Source organism: [Bacillus] selenitireducens MLS10 (genome assembly GCF_000093085.1).
GTDB lineage: Bacteria > Bacillota > Bacilli > Bacillales > Salisediminibacteriaceae > Salisediminibacterium > Salisediminibacterium selenitireducens.
Genome location: NC_014219.1, coordinates 1724211 through 1748132 on the forward strand (window position 1 = coordinate 1724211; position 23922 = coordinate 1748132).

At 44.0% G+C, this 23922-nt stretch carries 25 protein-coding genes and 1 other annotated feature; of the genes, 16 read left to right on the forward strand and 9 right to left on the reverse strand.

The features are described 5' to 3' along the window. Window positions 1-11 precede the first annotated feature (11 nt). Window positions 12-632: an SCO family protein gene (locus BSEL_RS07865; protein ID WP_013172459.1), complete on the forward strand. Its 621-nt coding sequence runs from the start codon at window positions 12-14 to the stop codon at window positions 630-632. 307 nt (window positions 633-939) lie between these two features. On the opposite strand, the gene moaD is transcribed toward BSEL_RS07865, so the two are convergent. Genes moaD through BSEL_RS07885 form a run of 4 tightly spaced genes read right to left on the reverse strand, consistent with a single transcriptional unit; the run spans window position 940 to window position 3454 of the window. Beyond that, a complete protein-coding gene (moaD, locus tag BSEL_RS07870; RefSeq protein WP_013172460.1) occupies window positions 940-1176 on the reverse strand; it encodes a molybdopterin converting factor subunit 1 in 237 nt (78 codons plus the stop codon). Next, window positions 1173-1646, reverse strand: a complete 474-nt coding sequence (locus BSEL_RS07875; protein ID WP_013172461.1) for a molybdenum cofactor biosynthesis protein MoaE — start codon at window positions 1644-1646, stop codon at window positions 1173-1175. The genes moaD and BSEL_RS07875 overlap by 4 nt, the downstream gene beginning before the upstream one ends. After that, entirely contained in the window at window positions 1643-2161 is a 519-nt protein-coding gene (gene mobB / locus BSEL_RS07880; RefSeq protein ID WP_013172462.1) for a molybdopterin-guanine dinucleotide biosynthesis protein B, read from the reverse strand. Before mobB ends, BSEL_RS07875 begins: the two co-directional genes overlap by 4 nt. Before the next feature lie 6 nt (window positions 2162-2167). Next, window positions 2168-3454: a molybdopterin molybdotransferase MoeA gene (locus tag BSEL_RS07885; RefSeq protein ID WP_013172463.1), complete on the reverse strand. Its 1287-nt coding sequence runs from the start codon at window positions 3452-3454 to the stop codon at window positions 2168-2170. A 175-nt stretch (window positions 3455-3629) separates the two neighbouring features. Between BSEL_RS07885 and BSEL_RS07890 the strand changes: the two genes are divergently transcribed. The 10 genes from BSEL_RS07890 (at window position 3630) to BSEL_RS07935 (ending at window position 13042) form a co-directional block, all read left to right on the forward strand. Further along, on the forward strand, window positions 3630-4319 hold the full coding sequence (locus BSEL_RS07890; RefSeq protein WP_013172464.1) for a Crp/Fnr family transcriptional regulator: 690 nt from the start codon (window positions 3630-3632) through the stop codon (window positions 4317-4319). A gap of 86 nt (window positions 4320-4405) precedes the next feature. After that, complete coding sequence (locus BSEL_RS07895; protein WP_013172465.1) at window positions 4406-4696, forward strand: HesB/YadR/YfhF family protein; 291 nt, start codon at window positions 4406-4408, stop codon at window positions 4694-4696. Window positions 4697-4740: 44 nt separating this feature from the next. Continuing rightward, entirely contained in the window at window positions 4741-5460 is a 720-nt protein-coding gene (locus BSEL_RS07900) for a Crp/Fnr family transcriptional regulator (protein ID WP_013172466.1), read from the forward strand. A gap of 136 nt (window positions 5461-5596) precedes the next feature. Further along, window positions 5597-6319 (forward strand): YwiC-like family protein, encoded by a 723-nt coding sequence (locus BSEL_RS07905; protein WP_013172467.1) that lies wholly within the window; start codon window positions 5597-5599, stop codon window positions 6317-6319. Between the two features lie 357 nt (window positions 6320-6676). Continuing rightward, the gene (locus BSEL_RS07910) at window positions 6677-7795 is read left to right on the forward strand and encodes an RNA-guided endonuclease InsQ/TnpB family protein (protein WP_013172469.1); all 1119 of its coding nucleotides are present in this window, start codon (window positions 6677-6679) and stop codon (window positions 7793-7795) included. Between the two features lie 214 nt (window positions 7796-8009). Beyond that, window positions 8010-8990, forward strand: coding sequence for a BMP family ABC transporter substrate-binding protein (locus BSEL_RS07915; RefSeq protein ID WP_013172470.1), 981 nt, complete (start codon window positions 8010-8012; stop codon window positions 8988-8990). Window positions 8991-9004: 14 nt separating this feature from the next. Further along, window positions 9005-9331, forward strand: coding sequence for a hypothetical protein (locus BSEL_RS07920; RefSeq protein WP_013172471.1), 327 nt, complete (start codon window positions 9005-9007; stop codon window positions 9329-9331). A gap of 152 nt (window positions 9332-9483) precedes the next feature. Then, window positions 9484-10416 (forward strand): beta-ketoacyl-ACP synthase III, encoded by a 933-nt coding sequence (locus BSEL_RS07925; protein WP_013172472.1) that lies wholly within the window; start codon window positions 9484-9486, stop codon window positions 10414-10416. A 28-nt stretch (window positions 10417-10444) separates the two neighbouring features. Then, complete coding sequence (gene fabF / locus BSEL_RS07930) at window positions 10445-11686, forward strand: beta-ketoacyl-ACP synthase II (protein WP_013172473.1); 1242 nt, start codon at window positions 10445-10447, stop codon at window positions 11684-11686. Between the two features lie 219 nt (window positions 11687-11905). Then, window positions 11906-13042: a TIGR04053 family radical SAM/SPASM domain-containing protein gene (locus BSEL_RS07935; RefSeq protein WP_013172474.1), complete on the forward strand. Its 1137-nt coding sequence runs from the start codon at window positions 11906-11908 to the stop codon at window positions 13040-13042. A gap of 133 nt (window positions 13043-13175) precedes the next feature. On the opposite strand, the gene BSEL_RS07940 is transcribed toward BSEL_RS07935, so the two are convergent. The 5 genes from BSEL_RS07940 to BSEL_RS07960 form a co-directional block, all read right to left on the reverse strand. Beyond that, window positions 13176-14210 carry an LCP family protein gene (locus BSEL_RS07940; RefSeq protein WP_013172475.1) on the reverse strand — a complete coding sequence of 345 codons (1035 nt, stop codon included), beginning with the start codon at window positions 14208-14210 and terminating at the stop codon, window positions 13176-13178. A 215-nt stretch (window positions 14211-14425) separates the two neighbouring features. Then, a complete protein-coding gene (locus BSEL_RS07945; RefSeq protein ID WP_013172476.1) occupies window positions 14426-15151 on the reverse strand; it encodes a Crp/Fnr family transcriptional regulator in 726 nt (241 codons plus the stop codon). Between the two features lie 87 nt (window positions 15152-15238). Next, window positions 15239-16231, reverse strand: coding sequence for a tryptophan--tRNA ligase (gene trpS / locus BSEL_RS07950; protein ID WP_041581823.1), 993 nt, complete (start codon window positions 16229-16231; stop codon window positions 15239-15241). A 57-nt stretch (window positions 16232-16288) separates the two neighbouring features. Then, window positions 16289-16519, reverse strand: a binding site (T-box leader). A 50-nt stretch (window positions 16520-16569) separates the two neighbouring features. Then, entirely contained in the window at window positions 16570-17568 is a 999-nt protein-coding gene (locus BSEL_RS07955) for a sodium:calcium antiporter (protein ID WP_013172478.1), read from the reverse strand. A gap of 250 nt (window positions 17569-17818) precedes the next feature. Then, the gene (locus tag BSEL_RS07960) at window positions 17819-18382 is read right to left on the reverse strand and encodes an HD domain-containing protein (protein WP_013172479.1); all 564 of its coding nucleotides are present in this window, start codon (window positions 18380-18382) and stop codon (window positions 17819-17821) included. Between the two features lie 195 nt (window positions 18383-18577). On the opposite strand from BSEL_RS07960, the gene BSEL_RS07965 reads away from it, so the two are divergent. From BSEL_RS07965 to BSEL_RS07985, 5 genes are all read left to right on the forward strand, one after another. Beyond that, the gene (locus BSEL_RS07965; RefSeq protein WP_013172480.1) at window positions 18578-19816 is read left to right on the forward strand and encodes a putative glycoside hydrolase; all 1239 of its coding nucleotides are present in this window, start codon (window positions 18578-18580) and stop codon (window positions 19814-19816) included. A 290-nt stretch (window positions 19817-20106) separates the two neighbouring features. After that, the gene (locus BSEL_RS07970) at window positions 20107-20676 is read left to right on the forward strand and encodes a GNAT family N-acetyltransferase (protein ID WP_013172481.1); all 570 of its coding nucleotides are present in this window, start codon (window positions 20107-20109) and stop codon (window positions 20674-20676) included. Between the two features lie 743 nt (window positions 20677-21419). Next, on the forward strand, window positions 21420-21821 hold the full coding sequence (spxA, locus tag BSEL_RS07975; RefSeq protein ID WP_013172482.1) for a transcriptional regulator SpxA: 402 nt from the start codon (window positions 21420-21422) through the stop codon (window positions 21819-21821). A 213-nt stretch (window positions 21822-22034) separates the two neighbouring features. Then, on the forward strand, window positions 22035-22682 hold the full coding sequence (mecA, locus tag BSEL_RS07980) for an adaptor protein MecA (RefSeq protein WP_013172483.1): 648 nt from the start codon (window positions 22035-22037) through the stop codon (window positions 22680-22682). 90 nt (window positions 22683-22772) lie between these two features. Next, complete coding sequence (locus BSEL_RS07985; protein WP_041581826.1) at window positions 22773-23843, forward strand: competence protein CoiA family protein; 1071 nt, start codon at window positions 22773-22775, stop codon at window positions 23841-23843. The last annotated feature ends 79 nt before the right edge of the window (window positions 23844-23922 follow it).

The window sequence follows — 23922 nt, forward strand, 5'->3', positions numbered from 1 at the left end:
GTTGGTTGGTGATGAAAGTTTGGATTTTACTCGGCGCACTCATGATGGCTTCGGGGTGCAGCTTTCTTTACGAAGATGTCAGTGAATCAGGCCAGGCGGAGGCGGTTATTGATGTCACTTCTGCAGAAACGCCTTGGGAGATAGTCCCGTTTGAAGCCGTAAATGAGAGCGGAGAGGAAGTTACGGAAGAAACGTATGAAGGAGAATGGTGGCTTGCAAAGACGATCTTTACCCGATGTCCGACGGTCTGTATGGTGATGACGCCAAATATGGTCAGCCTGCAGGAAGAAGTCAATGACAGGGGACTGGATCTTCAGATTGTGTCGTTTACCGTTGATCCGGAATTTGATGATCCGGAACAGCTGACGGAATATGGCGAATCCTACGGAGCTGATTTCTCGAACTGGGATTTTCTGACCGGTTATGAGCCTGATATGATTAAGGATCTTGCTTTGGAATCCTTTAAAGCTCAGATTATGGAGCTTCCTGAGCAGAGTGATATCATGCATCCTGTACGTTTTTACCTGATCAGTCCTGAAGGGCAGATTGTCAGAATGTACAGTGGTGAATCGAATTTCGAATTGGATTCAAGTGTCGATGATATTGAGTATATGATCAACGAATGGCCATAAATGCAGACAAAACGCGGTGAAGGATTCCTTCACCGCGTTTCGCTTCCGTTCACATGATTGGGGGTCATAATGAACTGAATTCTTGCATTGTTTTGGGTTTGTCACGCTGTCATCTGGCAGCATCCTGATCTTGGGGAAATCAGGGCCGGATGACATTGGGTTCTTCACTGAAAAGGAAGTAAAGCTATGCATCGTCGCGTGACGATTACACAGTCTATTATAAATCCTTATGCGACAAAATTCTGTGATTTTGCTCACGTTTAAGCGGGTGTTGGCGTGAAACTTTTGTGAACATTCCGCTGTTCGTTTATCCTCCGCTGACAGGTGGGATGAAAGCAATGATATCGTCATGATGAACCAGTGTGGATTCCTCTGCATAATCTTCGTTTACGGCGGCCATGGCTTTCTCGATCCCCGTAAGATCCGGATGCTGTGCTTTGACCCAGTCCCGGATCGCACCGACACTCATTTCATCTTTATGCAGTTCAAGCTCTCGTCGTCCAACCTGTTCTTCCAATTCGGCAAATAACAATACACGTATCATGAATGCATGTCCTCCTCTTCAGGTTTTCCGGATGGATAAGCTTTCTTTTCCAACTGATCGCCAATCCACTCGGATCCGTCTTCCCAATGTTCTTTCTTCCAAATCGGAACAATTTCTTTGATCCGCTCAATCGCATAGCGGCTGGCCGTGAACGCGTCATTTCTGTGCGGAGTGCTTACGGCAATGACGACCGCAATATCTTTGATGTCGAGTGAACCGATCCGGTGCGTAATGGCCACTTTTGCGTCTGGATAATCGTTTTGAATTTCGTCTCCAATTTGGGCGAGTTTCTTTTCAGCCATGGGGACGTATGCATCGTACTTCAGAAACAGGGTCTTTTTCCCTTTTGTCATTTCTCTTACAGTTCCGATAAACGCGTTGACAGCGCCTGCGTTTCTGTCTTCCACTTTACCGGTTACGGCTGTGATATCAATAGGATCTGTGGTAATTTCAAACAGTTTTTCACTCATGATGAACCTTCCTTTACGATGGATTTCAGAAACCACTCAAAGTATTCATCCAATCGGTCGCGTTGAAAGACAGGTGTGGTTCCCGGCTGTTCAGCGGGGCCTTGGGAAATCGTTGCTTTTACATGCTTGAAATCGGACAGGCCCGTTTTCCGGTCCTGGTCTCTCATGACAAATGTTTTCGGATATCCGGCATGTTTATACCCCTCAATTAAAAGGATATCGAAATGAAAGACGCTGTACAAGGAAATGAGCTGTTCAAGTGTCAATTTTTCAGGTGTCTGATCCGCAATAAGCTGCAGTTCGTTTTGGTCACTGTATACGAGAGATGCTTTTGCTCCGGCGTTACGGTGTTTCATGGAATCTTTCGGTTCATATTCAGGTTTGAGAGAATCGGTGTGACCGTGATGTTTGATGGTGCATACCCGGTATCCGAGATCACTCAAATAGGCAATGAGTTCTGTCATGATTGTCGTTTTGCCTGAATTGGTGAAGCCTGTTATCTGATGAATGATCATCCTGAGTCACCCTTTTCGCTTTTCCGGATCTTTGAAAGGGATCGCGCTGCCTTCCGCCTCAAGTAACAGGATGTCGACTTCGTCCCCGGAAGTATAGCCTCTCGAACCGCCCGGGACGGCAACCAGGCAATCTGAATAGGCAAGTGATGTGACAACCTGAGATTTATCCATGCCGATCGGTTCCGCATAAAGACGGTTGCCTTCATATTTGACCCGGCTTCGGATAAATCGGGTGAATGGATTCGGTTTTGGGAAATCAGCGGTCAGCGTGCCCCGGATCGTCTGCAGATACGGTTTCTCAGATTTCATAAACCGGCGGACCCAAGGTCGGGCGTAAAGTTCAAATCCGACAAAACAGGCGGACGGATTACCGGAAAGGCCAAAGAGCGGTTTGCCGTCAAAGACGGCAACGGTCGTCACACTGCCTGGTCGCATGGCAATTTTATTAAACAGAACGTCAGCTCCGAGCTTGTCATAAATAGCCGGAAGAAAGTCAAAATCGCCGACGGATACACCACCCGTCGTAACGAGAGCGTCCACGTCTTCAAGCGCCGAGGAAATCGCATCATAACAAAGATCAAAATCGTCCATCAGCTTGCCAAAATACATGGGTTCGCCACCGGCTTTTCTGACCTGTGAGATTATCATATACGCATTACTGTTTCTGATTTTCCCCGGTTCGAGAGGTTCATTTACATCAAGCAGTTCGGTTCCCGTTGCGAAAATGCCGATTCGGGGTTTTCGAATCACCGGTACATATTCATAGCCGAAGGTGGCAAGGACCGCGATCACACCGGCTGTCACGATCGTCCCTTTTTTGATGACAGTTTCTCCCTCAGAAGTTTCCTCGCCCTGTTTGGACACGAAATCTCCAGGGGAAAATTGGCGTTTTATGTCGATATAGCTGTTTCCGTTTTCCTGATAGTCGTTGGCAAGTTCAAACATCACGACTGCATCACAGTCATCAGGCATGATTGTGCCGGTCATGACGCGGACACCATGCCCTGGTTTCAGCTTTCCGGTAAACGTGTGGCCTGCACCGACTGTATCGACAATTTCAATTTTGACTGGACTCTCTGATGAAGCATTTTTTGAATCCTGGCTCTGTATGGCGAACCCGTCGAGAGGTGAACGGTCGAAGGGGGGGATCGGATGATCGGCTTTGATATCTTCGGCGAGGTAACGGCCGTCAGCTTCCGATAAATGAACCCGTTCTTCTTCTCCTTCTCTGCTGTGTGCCATTACCATTTGTACTGCGTCCATAACTTTTACTGGAGCTCGTTCTTCAAACATATTTTGTCTACACCCTTTCCTGCTGCTTGCCATTTCGTAACTGCTTTCATTGTATCAAATTCGCTATATATTAAGTAGCGAATAATGTATGAAAACAATTAATTCCAATATATATTCAGCTTGGTCTATTGTATACTGAGAGTATTAAATGGATGCTTAAAGAGGTGAATGAAAGATGAAACCGTTTTTGACACGACTTCAGCCTCATGATTATGATTTATTAATGATAAATGCCAAGGAGGCTTCATTTGAAGAAGGGTCTTATGTCTTTAAAGAGGGGCAGCCTTCAGACAGGTTATTTTTTATATCTAAAGGCTCTGTCCGGGTGTTTAAAGAGCTTGATCCGGATAAAGAAATTACGGTGTTTATCCGGGGAGAACTCGATTCCATTGGAGAAATCGGGATTTTCAGCGGTGAAACCTATTCGAATTCTGCACAGGCTATGATGGATACAGACGTGTTTTACATCGAAAAAGAAAATATGGAACGCATCATTATTGATAACGGCAGAATTGGTCTCGAGTTTACGAAATGGATTGCAGAATCTCTCGAGGCTTCCAAGGCCAAGCTGCGTGATTATTTGGCATTCGGTTCAGAGGGGGCTGTGGCGTCCTTTTTTATCCGTGCTGCGAACATGTACGGCAAAGATATGCCTGACGGTATTGTTATCAAGCAGGTGTTTGCTGTTCAGGATATTGCAAGACATCTGGGTATATCGAGAGAAACCGTCAGCCGGATTATCAGTAAATGGCGACGAAAAGGAGTGCTCGATAAATCATACCGCTATTATCATATCAGGGATGTTCAGTTTTTCCGTGACATATTAAGCTGCGACAACTGCGGTGTCCAGAACTGTGTCATCTGAACGGTTTTACGGAACTGTATAGAAGCGTGTTAAAACCGGTTCATAACTGAACTGTGTTACAGTGGCATTAGAGGGGGTCTCTGACGATGAAAATGACGATATCAAAAGAAGCAGCAGCATGGTTTGAACAGGAAATGGACGTCACCAGTGGTGATGAAGTGCAGTTTTTTGTGCGTTATGGCGGAGATGCAAATTTTCAAAAGGGATTTTCAATTGGGCTTACGGTCAAAGAGGCCGATGATGCAGCGGCGGAAGTTACGGAAAAAGGAATCCGTTTTTATGTGGAACGGAAAGATATCTGGTATTTTGATGACACAGACTTTCATGTGGACTACGATCAGGAAAAAGAGGAGATTGCATTTATTCATGGTGACTGATGGCAGCCGAGTGAGATTGAACATCATCTGAGAGAAGGGATAACATGAATCAAATGTCTGTTGGAAAACCGTCTGCCCAATCATTTTTGGATACGCTGTCAGAGGAGTCTCGTAACAGCATTCTCGAACATGGAACGACGAGAAAGGTTATTGCAGGAGAGATCCTCTTTGAAGAGGGTTCGCAGCTCCATGAGGTGTATATCATCGTCAGGGGACAGGTGAAACTGAGTAAACAGACAGCGGAAGGAAAGACATTTACATTGTTTTTAAAGCAGAACGGTGATTTGATCAGCGAGGGAATGCTGTTTGATGATACGGCTTCTTCGATGACCGCTGAGGCAGTCACAGCTTCAGAAATTTCTGTGTTGTCGATTCAGGAGATGAGGAATCTGTTTTTACAGGACCAGCAGCTGGCGATTGCTTTAATGAGCTGGTGTTCGATACAGACACAGTCCACACAGGCCAAGTTCCGCGACCTGATACTTTCCGGAAAGCAAGGGGCTCTCTATTCGACACTGATTCGTTTTGCCCATTCTTATGGACAGGAGACTGAACGGGGGATATTAATCAAAACGCCGTTGACCCATCAGGATTTAGCCGATTACGCCGGATCTACGAGGGAGAACGTGAACCGGATGATAATGGATCTGAAACAGAATGGCATCCTGACCATGGAAAAGAGCAGAATCCTCATACATGATCTGGAGTATATGAAAGACATTTTGCATTGCGGGAGTTGTCCCATTGATATTTGTACCATGTAATGGCCAGCAGGCAGTCACCAAAGCGGGTGGCTGCTTTTTCACATGACCATTGTGATTCGGATCACAGACTTGCGGTGCTAAAGTGATACACTGAATGCAGGGCGACAGCCATTACTGAGCAGAGGAATGATGACGTATGAAATGGTATATTCCAAGAGAACACGGGGCATGGGCGATGCTCATTGTACCTTATTGGACAGCTGCAGCGGCAGTCGGAGTTTCGATACATCATGTGTGGTTCTTCATGGGGATCTTTTTTGTCTATCTCACACAGGCACCGCTTCTGACCTGGATCAAGCAACCGTCGATCAATGACGGTTGGCCCTCGTTCATCGTCTATCTGTCTATAGGATTGATTTTTACCATCCCATATCTGGCAGCATACACGGAAATTCTCAAGATCAGTCTTTTCATTATCCCATTCTTTATGATGAATGTACTTTTCGCAAAAATGAAAAAAGAGCGGCTCTTAATTAATGATGCATGCGCAATTGCCGGTCTGTCCGGGCTTGGATTTCTGGCTTGGCAGCTCGGGGGTGAACCGGTTACCGAAATGATTGTTCTGATTGTCCTTTTTAATTTTGTTTTTTTCTGCGGGAGCGTGTTTCATGTGAAGGGATTAATACGGGAGAAGCGCAACGTGCTTTTTAAGAGAATTGGGAAAGGGTACCATATTTTGCTCATTCTCTTTTTTTATGTTTTTGCCTCGATGCCGCTGGTCGTGGTTGGGATAATCACCTTCATAAAGACACTGACCCTGGATGAACAGGTGCTTGACCGCCCTGTTAAAATAGGAGTTGTGGAAATAATGAACTCGATTGCTTTTTTTATCGGGGTTGTAATGTTCGTTTGGGGGTGAGGATTTGAACAGAATGGTATCCGGGCTGTTGGTATTTTCGGTTGTCACCATTATGGTTTATATACTGTTACGCACATTCACTGACGTACCCGATGGAGTTCTTGTGGCAGGTTCCGTGCTGGCAGGATTTCTTGGAGAATGGCTGTTTTATCGGATCAGGTTGACATAAATGAATGGAAACAGTGAAATAAAACGTTTTTTCATCTTTTTTTGGCAATTCCTCCCCCACCTTTTAGCGTAAGTGCAGGTGGGGGAGGAATTGCCATTGGCGAAAGCCAACACCTTGCCTTCCACCCTTCTCCTTGTATTTTCACTAATGAAATTGCATAATAAAATCAGTGGAAGGCGGTGAATATAATGAAATTGACTTTAACAGCAAAAACGAAAATCGTACCGACTGTCGAGCAAGAAGATACACTCCGTAAAACTGCACATGCTTATCGGGATGCTTGCAACGCTGTGTCGGAAGTGGTATTCGATGAAAATACGCTTGTACAAGCAAAACTCCATAAGCGAACTTACAGAGAACTTCGTTCCACGTTCGGCTTGAAATCACAAATGGCACAGTCGGCCTTAAAGACGGTGATCGCAACATACAAAACGAATCAGAGCAACGGTCACGAACGATCACAAGTACAGTTTAAGAAACCGCAGTTTGACCTCGTTTTTAACCGAGATTATTCACTGACGAAAGGCTTGTTCTCAGTCAACACACTGGAAGGCAGAATCAAAGTGCCTTTCTACACGGAAGGACTTGAACCATACTTTGACGGTACGTGGACGTTTGGCACGGCAAAATTGGTTCATAAATACGGCAAATGGTTTCTCCATATCCCTGTATCAAAGGACGTTCAAGAAGCGAATCTCGATAACATCAATCAAGTTGTCGGCATTGATATGGGCGTGAACTTCACCGCCACAACGTATGACTCAAACGGACAAACACGCTTCTTTAATGGCAAACAGATCAAGCATAAACGTGCCAAGTACAAACAGATGCGTAAAGAACTTCAACAAAAGCAAACGCCGTCTGCCCGTAGAAAATTAAAGAAGATCGGACAGCGAGAAAACCGTTGGATGCAGAACATCAATTACTGCATCAGTAAGGCACTCGTTGAACAGTACGGAAAAGACACCCTGTTTGTAATGGAAGATTTAACGGGTGTCCGAAACGCCACAGAGAAAGTACGTGTCAAAGACCGTTATCAGACCGTTTCGTGGTCGTTCAATGATCTTCGTCAAAAGATTGCATACAAAGCACAGAAAACAGGTGCTTTGGGCATTGCCGTTGATCCTGGATACACGTCGCAGACGTGTCCGAAATGCGGGCATACGGAAAAAGCGAACCGAAACAAAAAGACGCACACGTTCTGTTGTCAAACGTGCCAGTACACATCCAATGATGATCGTATCGGTGCGATGAACCTTCAACGAAAAGGAATTGCGTACATCGTTGAAGAAACTGCCCGAACATGATTCGGGTGGTTGGGCAGCTGTCAACCTGCCCCGATGTGACACCATGCTAAGATAGGAGGTCGCAAGACCGTTCGCACTATTGGGTAGTCACAAGCCCCCACTTCAAACAGACCGCGAGGTCGTTAAGTGGTGGGTCGTTGACGTAAAATAGAGTAGTCAGACGGGAAATACTACACGTACCAGTGTCACTGGTCAACCAGGTCGGGGTGAAAAGATGAAGCAATTCACTGTTTTCGCACAAGGAATCGTTATTCTGCTCTTCATGACAGCAACTGCGGGTTGTTCGAACCCGGTCCAAAGTGTTGATGATCTCAAAGTGGGACTTCTCCTGTCTCATAATGTTGACGATCAGGGATGGAACCAGGAAGCCTATCAGTCTATTTTGAGACTGCAGTCCGAACATGACGTGACCTTTATCGTCAAAGAAAATATTCATGCACCATCGTCAATCCGCCAAAGTGTGGAGGAGCTTACCAATGAGGAAGTCGATATGATTATTGGACACAGCCATATGTATGAGTCGGTATTTACCGAGGTGGCTGATCAGCATCCCGATACCCATTTCGTAGGATTGAATGCACATCTTCAGGGGGATAACCTGACCGGATTGCATTTCGAAGGCTATGCAATGGGCTATTTTGCAGGAATGCTGGCAAGCGAGATGTCTGAAGCGGGTAAAATCGGTGCCATTGCAGCGTTTCCTTTTCAGCCTGAAGTGAGGGGATTTGCAGAAGGAGCAGAGTTCAACAAAGGTAATGATATTAAGGTAATCATTGAATTTACAGAGTCCTGGACGGATGTGAGTCGGGCACTTGCTTATTTCAGACTGATGGAACAGTCCGGTGTGGATATCTATTATCCGGCAGGGGACGGGTTTCATGTTGAGGTCGTTGAAGAAATAAAGGCGTCAGGGCTAAAGGCAATCGGCTATGTTGGAGATCAGATTGATCTCGGTGAACAGGTCATTTTGACGAGTACCGTTCAGCAGGTCGGTGCCGTCTATGAGTATACGATTGAAGAATTTAAACGGGATGAACTGAATACCGGAAACCTGTATTTTGATTTTCAGGAAAATGCCATTTCAATGGGTGAATACGGAAGTGCTGTTCCAGATGACGTGATCAACTGGCTTGAGGAACATATCGATCACTATACAGACACCGGTGAACTCCCACATGAAAGAGGTAATGATTAAAGGAGTTTTTTACAATGAATCAGGATCAGGAAAAGGCGATGCGTAAATTTGCCGAGAGAATGGTCAAAGGTTATGAGGCCGTTCACGAAAGAGATTATCAGGAAGCGCTTGAGAACCTAGAACCTCTTGTGCCGCTTTTTCATCAGGAGGATAAGCCGAATATTAAGCTTTTGTCTTATGTGGCGATGGCACAGCTTGGTACTAAAAAGGTGGATGAATTTTTATCGACCTGTGAGGAACTTTCCAAGCATGAAGCAAAGACGAAGCAGGAAGAACAGTTGAAAAGCCGCGTGGATGAAATGTTTGATGAACTCATGCAGGTGCTGAATGATCATATGTAACAGCATACGTTGACGGCTCACTTAGCCGTTTCAACGCTCAGGCGCCGTTCAGATGAACGGTGCTTTTTGTATGGAATTTCATCTTGCAATTTTTTTATTACTAGGTCATAATTATAGGTGATATAAAATAGAAGTAAAGGCAGGTGCGCCGGATGCGAGCTGGAATTTGGGGAATTGGTACTTACGTGCCGGAGCAGATTATAACGAATAAGGATTTGGAGAAGACGCTGGATACAAATGATGAATGGATCCGTTCACGAACCGGTATTGTCGAAAGACGTATTGCAGAAGACCATATTGATACGTCACATATGAGTATTGCAGCGGCTAAAGAAGCAATGAAGGATGCAGATATCGAAGCGGATGAGCTGGATTTGATTCTGGTTGCAACGGTGACGCCTGATCAGGCATTTCCTACTGTATCCGCGATGGTGCAAAAGGAACTCGGCGCTGTGAATGCTGCATCGATGGATATCAGTGCTGCATGTGCAGGCTTTATGTATGGGATGATTACTGCGAAACAGTTTATTGAGACGGGGGATTACCGTCATATTCTTGTGATCGGTACAGAAAAGCTCTCGAAATTTATAGATTGGAATGACCGGAATACGGCAGTCCTCTTTGGAGACGGCTCAGGAGCGGTTGTAATGGGGCCTGTCAGTGACGACAAGGGCATACTCTCTTTTGAACTTGGATCGGACGGTACAGGTGGCGATCATATTCGCCTGGACGATTATATAAAAATGAACGGCCGCGAAGTATTTAAGTTTGCCGTTCGTCAAATGGGTGAATCCTCGCTTCATGTGGTGGAGAAAGCCGGTCTTACAAAAGATGATGTAGACTTTCTGATCCCTCACCAGGCCAATATCCGGATCATGGAAGCGGCCAGGCAGCGTCTTGATCTCCCTCTAGAGCGCATGTCACATACGGTTGACCGATATGGAAACACGTCTTCTGCTTCCATTCCTCTTTCGTTGGCTCATGAGTTGTCAGAGAATAAAATCAAAGATGGTGACACGCTTGTTATGGTCGGATTTGGAGCCGGTCTTGTATGGGGTGCAGTCGCCATGGTTTGGGGTAAATAATTCAATTCAAACGAGGAGCGATTCAACAATGAAAAAAAATCGAGTAGTGATTACTGGTATGGGAACCGTAAACCCTCTTGGGCATGATGTATCAACTACATGGTCCGGGATCGTCCAGGGGCGGTCCGGTATTGCAACAATGACAAGAATTGACCCTGAGTTGTTTCCAACGAGTGTGACAGGGGAAGTGAAAGATTTTAACCCGCAAGATTACATGGAAGGTAAAGAAGCACGAAAGATGGATCGCTTCACCCAGTTTGCAGTGGTTGCTGCCGAAGCTGCTGTCAAAGATGCTGATTTAACAATTACCAGTGATAATGCGGAACGGATCGGTGTTTGGATCGGTTCAGGCATTGGCGGTATGGAGACGTATGAGAAACAGACGAATTTATACAGAGAACGCGGACAAAGAAGGGTATCTCCTTTCTTTGTACCGATGCTGATCCCTGATATGGCTTCGGGTCAGGTGTCGATTAAGCTTGGAGCGAAGGGGATTAATTCCTGCTCTGTAACAGCCTGTGCGTCAGGTGCAAACTCCATTGGTGACGCGTTCAAAGTGATTCAACGCGGCGATGCAGATGCGATGATTACGGGAGGAGCCGAAGCCCCGATTACGGAAATGGCGCTCGCCGGATTTTCTGCAGCAAAAGCGATGTCCACAAATTCCGATCCTTCGTCGGCAAGCAGACCGTTCGATAAAGAACGAGACGGATTTGTCATGGCTGAAGGGGCAGGTATCCTGATCCTTGAATCCCTGGATTCAGCTTTGGCAAGAGGGGCACATATTTATGCTGAAATCGTCGGCTACGGAGCAACAGGCGATGCCTATCATGTGACAGCTCCTGCCCCTGAAGGTGAGGGTGCTGCAAGAGCCATGAAGATCGCGCTTACCGATGCCGGTTTACATCCTGAAGACATTGATTATATCAATGCCCACGGAACGAGTACTGAGTATAATGATATGTATGAGACGCAAGCTATAAAATCTGTATTTGCCGAACATGCAGCGTCCACACCTGTCAGCTCGACAAAATCGATGACAGGGCATCTCCTCGGTGCTGCTGGTGCAATTGAAGCAATCTTTTCGGTGAAAGCACTGACAGAACAGATTCTTCCCCCAACAATGAACTACGGCAATAAAGATCCCGAGTGCGACCTTGATTATGTGACCGAGGGGGCGAGAAAAGCAGAAGTGGGCGCTGTTCTCAGTAACTCTCTTGGATTTGGTGGGCACAATGTGTCCCTGGCTTTCCAATCATTCATCAAATAAGCATGGTTTCATTGAATAAGTTATAAGGTGAAAACCGTCCGTTCTCTTTAAAGGAGAATGGACGGTTTTTTCGTTGAATAAGATAGACTGTGATCTGTGTCACATCGGTGTTGATAAATTGTACATTTTATCGACAATTCCTGCAAATCTATGTCCAAACTGCATGTTCACAGTTATGATTGAGAGAACGTATGGAACTTGAAACTGGAGGTATTATTCATGAAATTTCCTGTGAATTATGAACGAGATCCGTTTATTGTCATTTGGGAGTTAACAAGAGCGTGTGAACTGAAATGCCTGCATTGCCGTGCAGAAGCCCAATATACCCGGGATCCGCGTGAGCTGTCTTTCGACGAAGGAAAAGCGCTCATTGATACGTTTAAGGACATGAATAATCCCATGCTCGTCTTTACCGGAGGCGATCCGCTTATGCGGGAGGATGTGTTTGATATTGCTTCTTATGCAATCAGTCGGGGAATCAGGGTTTCGATGACTCCGTCGGCGACACCGAATGTGACGCTCGAAGCAATGAAAAAGGCAAAGGAAGTAGGCTTGTCGAGGTGGGCTTTCAGTCTGGATGGGCCGAATGCAGCCATTCATGATCATTTTCGCGGAACGGAAGGTTCTTATCAGCTTACAACCGACGCGATTTCCTATCTGCATGAACTTGAGCTACCGGTTCAGATTAATACAGTGATATCGAGATACAATATTGACTGTCTTGATGAGATGGCTGCAAAAGTCGAGGAATTGGGCTGTGTACTTTGGAGTGTGTTTTTTCTTGTGCCTACTGGTCGCGGGGAAGAGGGCGATATGATCTCACCTGTAGAACATGAGAAGGTCATGAGATGGTTATACAAATTATCAAAAACAGCTTCTTTCGATATCAAGACAACCGCAGCACAGCATTACAGGAGAGTCGTATTACAGGAAAAAGAGCGGGAAGCGCAGTTGCATGCAGATGAGCAGCCTGACTATCAAGATGTTTTGCGCTCAGGGAAAACAGGGACGGTTGATGGGCTCGGACGGGCTCCTAAGGGTGTGAATGATGGGAACGGGTTTGTGTTTGTATCTCACATAGGGGATGTGTATCCGAGTGGTCTTCTTCCGGTTAAAGTGGGGAATGTCAGTGAGCAATCACTGCCGGAGATATACAGGGAATCACCGGTTTTGCAAGAACTTCGTTCGCCTGATGCGTATAAAGGAAAATGCGGCGTATGTGAATACAAACAGGTTTGTGGAGGATCGAGGTCCAGAGCATTCGCAATAACAGGTGATTACATGGAAAGTGAACCTTACTGTGTATATGTGCCAAAGGCATGGAGAAATAAACAGGCAGTAACGGATCGAGGCTGAATCGATTGATATCTGCGAAACAGGCTTTATAAGTGGCTTATCTGCTGTAAAGTCGTGATTTGAAATTAAAAACCCGAAGTCTGTCCTAAACTGGACGAGACTTCGGGTTTGTTTATGAATCAGAAAAAAAGATTTAATTCAAATTTCGTTCGTTGGCATCGCCACCGACACTTTCTTCACGAACCGAGACTTGTGAGGACTCCCCTTTGAGGAATTTCTGCAAGGCCTCTGCGTTTTTCTCCATATCCAATTCAAGAACGGCGCCGGCATGGCTGTAATATTCGTGACTGAACCCATTTTCAACAGGGATTGTCAATGTTTCAATTTCATCAGGCGCATTCAGGAAAAAGTCCCTGCCATAGCTGATCATCTCGCTGTTCGAGATATTCGTTTGAATATATGGTTCGACTGAGCCGAGAACTGAAGGAATTCTGGTCACTCCGGACAGGCTGAGAATTTCAGACTGCAATATACTTAATAATTCCTGTTGACGTTGAACACGCCCAAAATCGTTATCCGAATCGTTTCTGAACCGGACGTATTTCAACGCATCTGAGCCATCCATGATGTGTGTTCCAGGCTGAAAATCAATTTCAAAATCTGTAGCTTGCTCCGCATAATACATCCGGTTCTCGATGTCTATTTCAATCCCATCCGGAGCGACTGTATCAACTACCCGTCTGAAACTGTCAAAATTGACTTGTGCATAATGCTGGATCTCAAGATCGAAATTCTTTTCAATGGTTTCTCTTAACAAATCAAGACCGCCAAAAGCGAAGGCTGCATTGATTTTATTATAACCGCGTCCTGGAATATCAACATACGTATCTCTCATAATGGAGACGAGTTTGACTTCTTCTTCATCTGGCGCATATCGGCCGATCATAATCGTATCGGTGCGAGCCGTACCATCATCGTCGTCCACGCCTACGAGGAGAATATTGAGTTGATTCAGGCTGTCATCTTCAGGTTCATTCACATTAAATTCGATTTCTTCCTCACGGTCAATTGTTCCGCCGCTTTCTTTTATCTCCTGGATCGTTTCATTTCGTGCACGATCGTATTCATCGGTTACCCATGCAGCTAAGGCAACGCCACCGAGTGTAAACAGAAGCAGGACGAGGAACATGACCTTAATCTTTATACTGAACTTTGGTTTGCTTTCCATTCTTCTCACCTCTTAACATATGTGATTATAACAGAATTAGGTATGTATTGAGAAGAGAAATTATATGTAAAGGGGATTATTTAATCGATCAGTCTTGAAAAGATGGATGATGATGGTTCGCTTATTCCCGGTTTTTTGATGAAATGAAGAGACTTATGAATCGTTGGCTCGTGTAAAGAGAAAATCTGCCTGATTGGTCATCAGGCAGACGGAGACTAAGCCATGGTGCAGACTTCAACGGAGCATTTCTCGCAGTGAAGTTCATTCTTTAAGGCATTGATATTGTGGATGATCAGGCTGTGCCGGTCCATACTGATAAGTTGTTGTTTTTTAAGTTCTGTAAACATCCGGTTTACGGTTTCCCGGCTTGTTCCGATAATATGGGCTATTTCCTGGTGTGTAAGACGTATATCAATGTGAATGTCTCCCTTATCATGGATGATACCGTATGAATTTGCGAGCCGGATCAAAACAGAGTACAGGGCACCGGTTTTTTCATACATCAGCAAGTCAGTAAATTTTGCCTGAGTACGTTGATTACTGAAGGCAGCGAGCTTCATGAAATGCATGCGGAGCCTCGGATTGTGAATAAAAGCTTCTTCCATCTGTCTCTTTGGCAACTTCACCAGCACACAGTCTTCAAGTGCCTCGACCGTCAACATTGCACGAGATGATTGAAACAGTATTTCCTCACCGATGATGTGAAATTTTGGCTTCAGATGGAGAATGAATGTCTGATCTTCGTGTGCATTTTTCAGCATGCGCACGGAACCGGAAAGGATCAGATAAAGATCATCCAGTTGATCCCCTTCCTGATAAATCAGAGTACCGCATTTGATGGTTTTTCTGTCACCTGAGTACAAAAGGTACTGTTGATCTTCTTTATTTAATTGAAGAAAAAAAGGAATATCCATCTTTTGCTGGTAACGTTTCATTCCCATCAGTGTTCACTCCTGTCCACTTTGCGTTCTGTGTCACTATTTTATCATAAGCCTATATTAAATAATGTGAGTTTTGTCACACCGGTTTTATTTACGCTTGCGGCCGAGTCCCATGGCTCTTTCAGCTTTTTGAAGCATACTGCCGGCAATTTTACCTGCGTGAGCAGCACCGTCATCAAGGATCTGGTGGAGCTCATCAGAGTGAATCAGTTCAGCGTAACGCGCCTGTACGGGCGCCAATTTATTTACGACAGCCTCTGCAGTGTCTGCCTTAAATGTTCCGTATCCTTTTCCTTGATAGGCTTCCACGATTTCAGGAATTTCTTTGTCGGTACAAAGGGAATGAATGGTGAGAAGATTTGATATACCTGGTTTTTCTTGAACATCAAAAAAGATATCCGGGTCGGAATCCGTTACAGCACTTTTGATTTTTTTTCTGATTGTGTTCGGTTCATCGAGCATGGAGATATAACTTTTCGGATTCGGATTTGATTTACTCATTTTCTTTGTCGGATCTGTTAATGACATGATCCGTGCACCCTGTTTTGGTATCCGGACTTCAGGAATGGTGAATATATCGTTATATTTGTGATTGAAGCGTTCTGCAAGGTCTCTTGTCAATTCGAGGTGCTGTTTTTGATCCTCGCCGACCGGAACGATATCCGTTTTGTACAGCAGGATGTCCGCAGCCATCAGAGGCGGATACGTTAAAAGAGCTGATGATACGGCTTCTTTGCCGTCGGATTTATCTTTAAATTGTGTCATACGTTCAAGTTCACCAATGTAGCTGACACATTGCATCATCCAGCCGAGCTGTGCATGAGCCGGTACTTCAGACTGAATAAATAAGGTGGCTTTCTTTGGGTCCAGGCCGACTGCCACATAAAGTGCTGCAAGACTGAGGATATTTTTTCTCAGCTCGAGTTTGTCCTGTGGCACGGTAATGGCATGCTGATCAACAATACAGAAAAAACTCTCATGATCTTCCTGGAGATCAACAAAATGCGTCATAGCCCCTAAATAATTTCCAAGTGTGAGTGTGCCACTTGGTTGAATGCCGGAAAAAATACGTTTCATGATTCATTACCCCCATTAATAATTGATGTACAAATAAAAAAAAGACCCATTCACCCCTGTTGCAGGGACGAATGGACCGTGGTACCACCCTGATTACGAACTGCAGAAAAATTGCAGTCAGTCTCTCTAAGCGATCGGGATAACGGTCGAAAACCGGATCCGGATACTTTGTAAACAGTTCCCCGGTATCTGCGAGAAAGTCCATTCGGTATGGAGGATGACCTGTTTGCACCAACCACAGGCTCTCTGTATCATCCTGTCATAACTACTACTCTTTCTCTTTGCATTCTCTAATCAATTGTATAGTTATTATACGATGTTCATTGCCTTTAAACAAGTTGTTATCCATAAATAAAGATGAGGTAGCTCAAAATCACATACATAATTACAATCACGGAAGATGGAAGTGTATGCCATTTTGAATTTTGTTCCGCACGTTTGATCCAATTCATCCCGAATAGCGCAGTGGACGTTAACAAAAGCACCGTCAGGATTGTAATCAAAGTTACGGGATGAACGGCCTGGAGGACGGCTTCTCCACGAAGTGCTGCGTCAACAAGCGCAAGAATCAGCAGATTAAACATATTGCTTCCGAGAATATTTCCCACTGCAAGTGCGTGGTTACCGAGTTGCACGGCGACGAGCACGGCAACGACTTCCGGAAGACTGGTAGCTCCTGCAATTAAAAAGGTGCCCATAAAGCTTGAGCCTAAGCCTGTTGCAATAGCAATAGCATCCCCCGTAATTGTCAAAAATGAACCGGCAATGAGTGTGAAGACACTGGCTGCTGCAAATCCGTAACTTGCCTCTTTTAATGAAATGGCGTTCTTGTGATGGTCATTGAATACAGTTGGAGGGATTATCTCATTTTGTACAGGCTCCTGATGCCGGGAAAGAACCCAAAGCCCGATCAAATAGATGATCACCATCAGGATCATTTCGATCCCAACAGAAAAGAAAGAAAAATGATAGGGAACGATCATGGGCAAAAATACAACAGCTGTCATCGTGATACCAATCCATGCAGCATACTGATGACTTTTATCGATGGACCGAAAGATGTGGGATTTACGGTAAATCAAATCGAAGACAGCAAGAATGAGTATATTGAACAGATTGCTTCCAAAGACATTGCTGACAGCAATATCCGGATTATTCAAATAGACGGCTGTCAGGGAAGTCGTGACTTCAGGCAGACTTGTTGCACCTGCAAGAAGCAGCGTGCCGGCGAGCATGCCGCCGAGCTTTGTCTGTTCACCTATGACATCGGCATAGGTGGAGAGTTTAACTGCCGCCCAAACTGTGATGAAGGCACTGATGATAAATCCTGCATAGATCAATGTGGTCAACTCCCGCAGATGGATTCAACATAAAAAAGACCTTCTTATGCCCGATACATTGCCGGGTTCATAAAAAGGTCTTGCGTATTTCAGTGTGTGTAAACTGAAACTCTGTAAACCGAGTACTTTGTGTACTGTCATGACGATTCACAGACCATAAAGGTCGCTACTCCCCTTCTTGTGAAGGTGTTTGTTTAGTTGTGGTATAACTATAGCATTATTTTTACAAATGAACAAGCGCTATTTACGGTCAATCAGGTGTCTTAAGGCGCTGCTCATCTCCGGTATTTTCGTAAGGAAACTGAGCCAGTTCTTCTTCTATCTTCTTGTCCAGCTCGTGAATTTTCCGCCAGGCTTTGCTGATATTGATTTTGCGGTAATGATGATTGCCTCCTGGTTCTTCATCCGCTTCGTCGGCATCTGCTACGATCTGTTGCAGCGGTGTGCGATTCACCTGCCCATCAGGAATAAACGAATTCGTATGAAACAGCACAGCCAGCGCAATCTGCTTTGCTTTAAACCGATCCTCTCCAAGGCGGATCAGAAGTTTATGAGCACGCTCGGCACCTTTGATTGCGTGTATGTCATGGAGACGGTATTGTTCGTAATCCCATTCCCCGTTGTTATACCATTGATAATGACCCATGTCATGCAAAAAAGCAGCCTTTACGGCAAGGTCCGGATGAACACCTCGCTCTTTTGCTAAACGGAACGCATGAAAAGCCGTGGAGATGGAGTGTGCAAGTCCGGCACGGTTGACAAATTTCTGCGCTACCGGATGGGAATAGATTTCTGCAAGCGTCAATCGGGCCATTCGACCACCTCCCTGTTGGATTTTTGTATATTGTTGTCGATTATAAGTGAACGAAATAAGACAGTCAAATAAAATAATCAATGTAAATCGAATTCCTTATTGGTAAAAGGAGTCGGAACATGTATAATTTAGCTAGCAAGACTATCAGACAATCACCTATTCAATGGTGAAACAAATACAAAGGCAGGGAACAAGATGAATAAGAAAATGGTATCAGGTATATTGTCAACAGTTGCAGGAATGGTACTTCTGACGGGTGTGAATGAGATGTATGCCAATGAAAATAATGATGAAGAGGTACTTACAGCCGGTTTTCATGTGGAGAAATTGAATGGAATGATCCAGAGAGTCTGGCCGGAACGGGTGGCCCGATTTACGTTTGATTCCGGCTATACGTTTGAGTACCCGGATGCAGTCAGAGGCGTGTTTGTTACGGGGCATTCTGCAGGTGGTGCCAGAATGGAATCGCTTCTTGATCTTCTGGATAACACGGCTTTAAATTCAATGGTGATTGATGTGAAAGATGATGATGGTTATCTGACGTATCGCCCGGATGAGGATGATGAGTACTACGACATTTCCCAAAATATGATCAAGGATACAGAAGAATTAATGTCAACTCTTGAAGAACGCGAAATCTATCCGATCGCCCGTATTGTTGTGTTTAAGGATACTGTACTTGCGGAAAAACGGCCGGATCTGTCGTTTACTCAAAACGGTGAAGTATGGAAGAATCGCCGGGGAGAAGCGTTCGTTAATCCGTTTATGAAAGAGGTATGGGAGTACAATGTGGAGATTGCAAAACGGGCCGCTGAGATGGGCTTTCAGGATATTCAGTTTGACTATGTAAGGTTCCCGGAAGGTTTCGAAACAAGGGATGAAGATTTGGATTATGACGTGGAAGATTATATGGACAGCCCTGGGGACAACATCCAGCGCAGAGTTGATGCTGTAACGGACTTTGTTGCTTACGCGAGAGAGGAACTCGAGCCCTATGATGTGGATGTCTCCGTGGATATTTTCGGTTATGCAGCCACGATAGAACAGACTCCAGGAATCGGACAGAATTTCTCTAGGATATCCGAAAATGTGGACGTGATATCATCAATGATTTATCCGAGTCACTGGGGCCCGTATTTCGGTATAGATAAGCCGGACTTATATCCGTATGAACTGATTGATGCCTATTCACAAGTGGAAAATGAAGTGCTCGGGGCTCTCGACAATCCTCCGGTTTCAAGACCCTGGATTCAGGATTTCACAGCAAGCTATTTAGGAGCAGGTAACTATCTGAACTATGGTCGATCTGAAGTGGAAGCCCAAATCCAGGCATTATATGATAATGATATTCATGAATTCCTACTATGGAATGCCGGCAATCGCTACACAGAAAATGTTGATTATATGCTGGATCTTGACCTGTCTTCAGACTGATTATTATCCGTGACTATCGATTCACAGCCTCCTTAATCGCTTGATTAAGGAGGCTGTTTTATTGAAGTATCGGTAAACCTGATATCATGAAATCCCAACTTCAGCTTTTACGACTTTTTAAGCAAAGAAAAGGATTTGGGCGAACAATCAATCCTAAAGCGCTCTGAAAGAGGTTAGAGCTTGTCATACCGGTAAAAAAGGTACAAAGAAGCTTTTCTGAAAAGTGTACATGTTATATAATAGAGAAAATGGCTAGGTACGCAGCAAGAAGCAGACGGAGGTCGCAGTTCATGAATTGGTACGAGAAACTGAGTCAGTATTTTCCCATTGAAGAAATGAAGTCCAAAGAACATATGGATTTACTGTTGAAAGAGAAGAAAGATGTCTACAAAAAAGAAGAGGGTCAGCATCATGTAATGATGTATGTTGAGACAGATGATTTTTTGTTTATTGATTATTTATTCGTTTCAAAAGATGCAAGGGGTTCAGGTTTGGGTAAAAAGTTATTAACCGCTCTGAAAGAAAAGAGAAAGCCGATCATTCTTGAAGTGGAGCCCATTGATTATGATGACTCAGATACAGAGAAGCGGATGAGGTTTTACAGCAGAGAAGGGTTTACCCATGCAGAATCGATCGGTTATACAAGAAGATCGCTTGCTACTGGCGAGCTGACCGAACTTGAAATTCTCTATTGGTCACCGGAAAATGACAGCGAGGAAAGCATTTACCGGAAAATGTGTCACACGTATGAAAATATCCACACCTACAAAGATAAAGAACTGTACGGTGAATCCTATCAAAAAGTGGACGAAGTGTTATCCTATGAGGATGACAGTGATGATAAGGAACCTTCAGCTTAAAACAAATAAACAGTTTAGCGACGTCTCATTGAACATTCAGGTATGTCTGAAAGAAGGGAGTGTTCGTAATGAGTAATCGAACGAAACGAAAAAAGAAGAAGTTATTATGGAGAGACCTTTTGAAACGAAAGTGGGAAGAGGTCAATAAGGCCCCAAATCCAAAGGGCAGAGCCGTATCCAATATACGCGCTGCCGGATGACAGGGTTATACAGGTAAACGCTGAAGGTTCTTATTATAAATAAGGCATCAGGAATTGATCCCGTTAAGTCGAGAAACTCTCACCAGTTTGTGGTGAGAGTTTCTTTTTTAAAAATCGATGATACTGCGGATAAATATGCAAGTTATCGAACGTATATTGAAATCAAAAATGGTTGAAAGGGCAGATCATCGGCCCTTTATATGATAATCGTTTGTTGTAATTGAAAATCAATAAGAAAAAGGTGAAACTTCCATATAAACTGAATCGTAAATATGGATACAAGGATTTGAACGAGCCGATTGTAAATTTCAATATTTCTCTTAAAACTCCTTATTTTCCGGTTTAAAAAACCGTTTACAGGGAACTGTTCAATTATGCAGTGAAAAAACACATAATATTTAAGTTTTGTAGAAGCAATTTTCGAAAAAGGGTACTCAGCAGATATTTTTTATTGTATAATAATTATTATAAATAAGAACGTATCGTGGCAGTCCAATTGAGAATAAGTGCAACCGTAAGTATATACTTTAAGGAGGCGTCACTATGGTAACATTATTCACATCCCCCAGCTGCACATCCTGTCGGAAAGCTAAAGCATGGTTACAGGAACATGATATTCCATTCAGTGAGCGAAACATTTTCTCGGACCCATTATCCGTGGAAGAGGTAAAACAGATCGTCAGAATGACTGAAGACGGAACCGACGAAATCATCTCAACCCGTTCCAAAGTTTTTCAGGAACTTGAGGTTGAACTGGATATGATGCCGTTACAGGAATTGTTCCAATTAATCAGTGATCACCCAGGTCTGTTGAGACGCCCGATTATTCTTGATGAAAAGAGGATCCAGGTTGGGTATAACGAAGCTGAAATCCGCAGATTTTTGCCACGCACAGTCCGAACGTTTCATCTTCAGGAAGCGACGAAGCGTCTGGTGAACGAATAAACGACCGCTATCAGCCTTCCGGAAATCCCGGGAGGCTGTTTTCAAACAATGCAGTGGGATTTTATCCTTTTCATTTTCGGACTTGTCCTTTACAATATAGATAATCTTTTATAATTAAGTGAAAGAATGATTAGACAATCAGAGAATCGGGAATCGTCTCAGTAAGGTTGATACGATGGATATGATTTATTTCTCGCGAAAGGGTGAGACAAAATGGAAATAGAACGAATTAATGACACAACGATAAAATTTTACATTACGTATCGTGATATTGAAAAAAGAGGTTTCAATAAGGAAGAAATCTGGTACAACAGAGAAAAAGGAGAAGAACTTTTCTTTGACATGATGAATGAAGTCAGCGATCAAGACCAGTTTGAAATGAATGGACCACTGTGGGTTCAGGTACACGCCTTGGATCGCGGACTTGAAGTTATTGTGACACGCGGTCAAGTGAATGATGGAAAAGTAAATCTTGAAATTCCCATGGAAGACGACCTTGAAACAGACTCTGAGGGGAACCTTGCAGATATGCTTGAACGTGGCTATTCGGACACGAAGGGCAGCAATGAGAAAAGAGAGAAGAGTCTAACTGTGGTTTTGAAACTGGATGATCTTGAAGACTTTATCCAACTCAGTAAATCATTTGATTTTGAGGTCGATACGTCACTGTTTCATTACCAGGATGACTATTATTTTTCAGTTACAGCCGGTGAAGAATATTCTGAAGCCCAGCAGGATAACATTATCAGCCAAGCACTTGAATTTGGCAATGAAACAGATATCAGCATACACCTTCTCCAGGAATATGGGAAAGTGGTTGCTGAGAACAATGCCATCGCAATTTTTAAAGAAAATTTCTGATTGTATACTTGATCAACAAACCGATTTCGATCGGTTTTCTTTTTGCCTTTAAATAGAATACACGTTCGTATTTTTGAGGGGGGTGTTGGAATGAGTGTGTTGGTTTGTTTTGAGGATAAAGGCTCATATGGGTTCTTTTACTATGAAAGCAGGGATCATCAGGACTGTAAAAGAATTTTGCTTGACTGGTTGCAAGTTCAGCGTATTGAAGCGTTGTCCGAGTACAGGATTTCCGGGATAAACCGAAGAGCGGATATTTATTTTCACTATCAAGAACAAGCTTATGCATTTGAAGTGCAGCTCTCACATATCAGTTCCTCCGTGTTTAATGAACGCACACGAGATTACGAACAGGCTGGGATTATTCCTTATTGGATTGGCCATGGAGAACTGAAAAGTCGCTCTCATAAAATTCCTTTTAATATTTTGGATGAGTGTTATATACGGCATGCGCCCGTTCCTCATGCCTTCTACATTGATACAGTGAAAGAATCTCTTTTTATCAGACATTCATTTGCGTATGAGAAGCACAAATCAGTTCGTGTGACAGATACGAATGGCATGCACGGACTTGTTATGGATGATTTGAAAAACCCTGTAAGAGCCATTGGCAAGGCAGTGTTTTTTGATGAGGAAGCAAAACGGAAGTGGTTGCAGACAACGCGATATAAACGGACAAAACGCTATTTGACACTAAATATGGGAGAACGGTTTGTTCTGAAGCTGTTGCAGTCTTATGGTCAAAACTTAAATTATTTTCCATCTATATGCAGAGTGCCTCTCAGAAATCAATTTATACTCCGTACTCATCCTGAAATTTGGCAAACATGGTTTTTGTTAAAGGTTGTCATGGGTGAAGCCGGTTTGAACGGAACACTTTCTCTATGCACGGCAGTAAACAGGCTGAAAGAGGCTGTTTACATAGGCGTGATTCAAGTCAGGGAAATCAATAATACTATGCACCGAAATGCTTCGCTGGCGGCATTGGCAGAAGAGTATTTGGGTTGGCTTGTATGGATAGGGGTTCTGACAACACGACGTTCATCAATCTATTGTATGAAGAATCGGGTAAATGTGAGGAAGACACTTGAGACATTATTGATGGATGATGAGTATGTGGTTAATGAAGTTTCCTTTTATTTAGAGTGCCGAAAAGAATAGGCGGAGAGACTTGCTCTAAATCCCTTTCTTTCGGTACAATTAGCATTGAGAATGATTATTTAAACCAACTTGGAGGTGC

What these genes read in the sequence shown, in the direction of transcription:
- BSEL_RS07865 (WP_013172459.1), top strand. Translation starts at nt 12, where the DNA reads ATGAAAGTTTGGATTTTACTCGGCGCACTCATGATGGCTTCGGGGTGC.
- moaD (WP_013172460.1), bottom strand. Translation starts at nt 1,176, where the DNA reads ATGATACGTGTATTGTTATTTGCCGAATTGGAAGAACAGGTTGGACGA.
- BSEL_RS07875 (WP_013172461.1), bottom strand. Translation starts at nt 1,646, where the DNA reads ATGAGTGAAAAACTGTTTGAAATTACCACAGATCCTATTGATATCACA.
- mobB (WP_013172462.1), bottom strand. Translation starts at nt 2,161, where the DNA reads ATGATCATTCATCAGATAACAGGCTTCACCAATTCAGGCAAAACGACA.
- BSEL_RS07885 (WP_013172463.1), bottom strand. Translation starts at nt 3,454, where the DNA reads ATGTTTGAAGAACGAGCTCCAGTAAAAGTTATGGACGCAGTACAAATG.
- BSEL_RS07890 (WP_013172464.1), top strand. Translation starts at nt 3,630, where the DNA reads ATGAAACCGTTTTTGACACGACTTCAGCCTCATGATTATGATTTATTA.
- BSEL_RS07895 (WP_013172465.1), top strand. Translation starts at nt 4,406, where the DNA reads ATGAAAATGACGATATCAAAAGAAGCAGCAGCATGGTTTGAACAGGAA.
- BSEL_RS07900 (WP_013172466.1), top strand. Translation starts at nt 4,741, where the DNA reads ATGAATCAAATGTCTGTTGGAAAACCGTCTGCCCAATCATTTTTGGAT.
- BSEL_RS07905 (WP_013172467.1), top strand. Translation starts at nt 5,597, where the DNA reads ATGAAATGGTATATTCCAAGAGAACACGGGGCATGGGCGATGCTCATT.
- BSEL_RS07910 (WP_013172469.1), top strand. Translation starts at nt 6,677, where the DNA reads ATGAAATTGACTTTAACAGCAAAAACGAAAATCGTACCGACTGTCGAG.
- BSEL_RS07915 (WP_013172470.1), top strand. Translation starts at nt 8,010, where the DNA reads ATGAAGCAATTCACTGTTTTCGCACAAGGAATCGTTATTCTGCTCTTC.
- BSEL_RS07920 (WP_013172471.1), top strand. Translation starts at nt 9,005, where the DNA reads ATGAATCAGGATCAGGAAAAGGCGATGCGTAAATTTGCCGAGAGAATG.
- BSEL_RS07925 (WP_013172472.1), top strand. Translation starts at nt 9,484, where the DNA reads ATGCGAGCTGGAATTTGGGGAATTGGTACTTACGTGCCGGAGCAGATT.
- fabF (WP_013172473.1), top strand. Translation starts at nt 10,445, where the DNA reads ATGAAAAAAAATCGAGTAGTGATTACTGGTATGGGAACCGTAAACCCT.
- BSEL_RS07935 (WP_013172474.1), top strand. Translation starts at nt 11,906, where the DNA reads ATGAAATTTCCTGTGAATTATGAACGAGATCCGTTTATTGTCATTTGG.
- BSEL_RS07940 (WP_013172475.1), bottom strand. Translation starts at nt 14,210, where the DNA reads ATGGAAAGCAAACCAAAGTTCAGTATAAAGATTAAGGTCATGTTCCTC.
- BSEL_RS07945 (WP_013172476.1), bottom strand. Translation starts at nt 15,151, where the DNA reads ATGGGAATGAAACGTTACCAGCAAAAGATGGATATTCCTTTTTTTCTT.
- BSEL_RS07960 (WP_013172479.1), bottom strand. Translation starts at nt 18,382, where the DNA reads ATGGCCCGATTGACGCTTGCAGAAATCTATTCCCATCCGGTAGCGCAG.
- BSEL_RS07965 (WP_013172480.1), top strand. Translation starts at nt 18,578, where the DNA reads ATGAATAAGAAAATGGTATCAGGTATATTGTCAACAGTTGCAGGAATG.
- BSEL_RS07970 (WP_013172481.1), top strand. Translation starts at nt 20,107, where the DNA reads ATGAATTGGTACGAGAAACTGAGTCAGTATTTTCCCATTGAAGAAATG.
- spxA (WP_013172482.1), top strand. Translation starts at nt 21,420, where the DNA reads ATGGTAACATTATTCACATCCCCCAGCTGCACATCCTGTCGGAAAGCT.
- mecA (WP_013172483.1), top strand. Translation starts at nt 22,035, where the DNA reads ATGGAAATAGAACGAATTAATGACACAACGATAAAATTTTACATTACG.
- BSEL_RS07985 (WP_041581826.1), top strand. Translation starts at nt 22,773, where the DNA reads ATGAGTGTGTTGGTTTGTTTTGAGGATAAAGGCTCATATGGGTTCTTT.